This is a genomic window from Streptomyces sp. NPDC054863 (genome assembly GCF_053610825.1).
Window position 1 is genome coordinate 1 of sequence record NZ_JBSGZD010000552.1, and the last position, 1,586, is coordinate 1,586.

Annotated in this window: 1 protein-coding gene and 1 pseudogene; both read left to right on the forward strand. The window is 74.3% G+C overall.

Annotated features, from left to right (window positions below):
* A pseudogene (locus tag ACWGIG_RS38830) lies at nt 1-583 on the forward strand (hypothetical protein); the annotation flags it as partial.
* Between the two features lie 115 nt (nt 584-698).
* Nucleotides 699-1,586: sirohydrochlorin chelatase (locus ACWGIG_RS38835; protein ID WP_453326432.1), on the forward strand; the 888-nt coding region annotated here is incomplete at its 3' end.

The window sequence follows — 1,586 nt, forward strand, 5'->3', positions numbered from 1 at the left end:
GATGCGCGCCCACGACGGACGGTGCGGTGGATCGGCCGCCCTGCTCGGGCGCCTGGAGGCCGTGCTCGGGCCTGCGGCGGGGCTGCCGGGGCTGCTGTACCCGCGTACGGACCGGCCCGCCGTCCTCGCCTCGTTCGCCCCGGAGGTGGCCGCGTGCGCATCCGGGGACCCGGTGGCGGAGGGCATCCTGCGGGAGGCCGCCCGGCACATCGCGGACACGGCGGCAGCGGTGTGCCCGCGGCCTGTCGATCCGGGTGAGCCGAAGGGGACGGGCACGGCGGGCACGGCGGGCGCAGCGGGCGCGGCGGGCGCGGCGGGCGAGACCGGCATGGCGCCCCGGGTCTGCGAGACGACCCCGGCCTGCGAGGTGGCACTCACCGGCGGGCTGCTGAAGCTGGGCGAGCCCCTCCTCGTACCGCTGTACGAAGCGCTCGCGCAGGAGCTGCCGCACGCCAGGCCGGTGCCCGCGGCGGGGGATCCGCTCGACGGGGCGCTGGAGATCGCCTCGGCGCTCGCGACCCATAGCCTGGCATTTCCGTATGACCCGTACATGCTTCACGTATCGGGACATCAAACCCGTTGATTTGCCGCGCATTCACCGTCATCCACCGTCATGCCCTGGATAAAACGGGACAGATACCGCTCGAATACACCCTCCCCGAACAGCCGCACCCGCAAAGCCAGTAGCATGCGGCGCCATGAGCTCCCCCACTGGGCCCGCCTCCGGCCTGCCTGTACGAATGCCTCGACCCCGCCAGCCCGGACGCCATCGCCGTCCGGAGCCCGTGGCGGCTCCCGAGGGCGCGCCCGCACTTGTTCTCGCCGTTCCCGGCGAGCCGTCCACCGCCACGCGCAGCCTGGCGGAAGAACTTCTGAGCATCGCCCGTTCCGAGCTGCCGGGCCTCGACGCCCGCATCGGATACCTCGACGGTGACGACCAGAGCGAGTACCCGACGCTGGACGCCGTGCTCTCGCACGCCGCCGCCGAGCGCACCGCCCGCTACGAGCTGGCCCTGGCCGTCGGCCGCGAGGTGTCGCCGCCCGAGGGCCCCGTCGCCGTCGTCGTGCCGCTGCTGGCCGGGCCCGAGGCCTCCACGATGCGCCGCATACGGCAGACGCTCGTGGACAGCCACGCAGCCGCCGAGTTGACCGACGTGCTCGGCCCGCACCCGCTGCTCGCGGAAGCCCTGCACGTACGCCTCTCGGAGGCCGGTCTGTCGCGCGCCGACCGCGCCAGGCTGTTCACGGTCGCCACGGCGGCCGACGGCATCGTGCTGGCCACGGTCGGCGGCGAGGAGGCCGTTCAGGCGGCCGGGATCACCGGCATGCTGCTGGCCGCGCGCCTCGCGGTGCCGGTGATGGCCGCCGCGCTCGACGAGGAGGGTTCGATCGCCTCGATCGCCGAGCAGCTCCGCGGTTCGGGCTCCGCGAACCTGGCGCTCGCGCCGTACCTGATCGGCCCGGAGGTCGCCTCCGACCTGCTGGAGACGGCCGCGAAGGAGGCGGGCTGCGCGTTCGCCGAGCCGCTCGGCGCGTACCCGGCGATCGGCAAGCTGGTGCTGTCGCAGTACACGACGGCGCTGGGC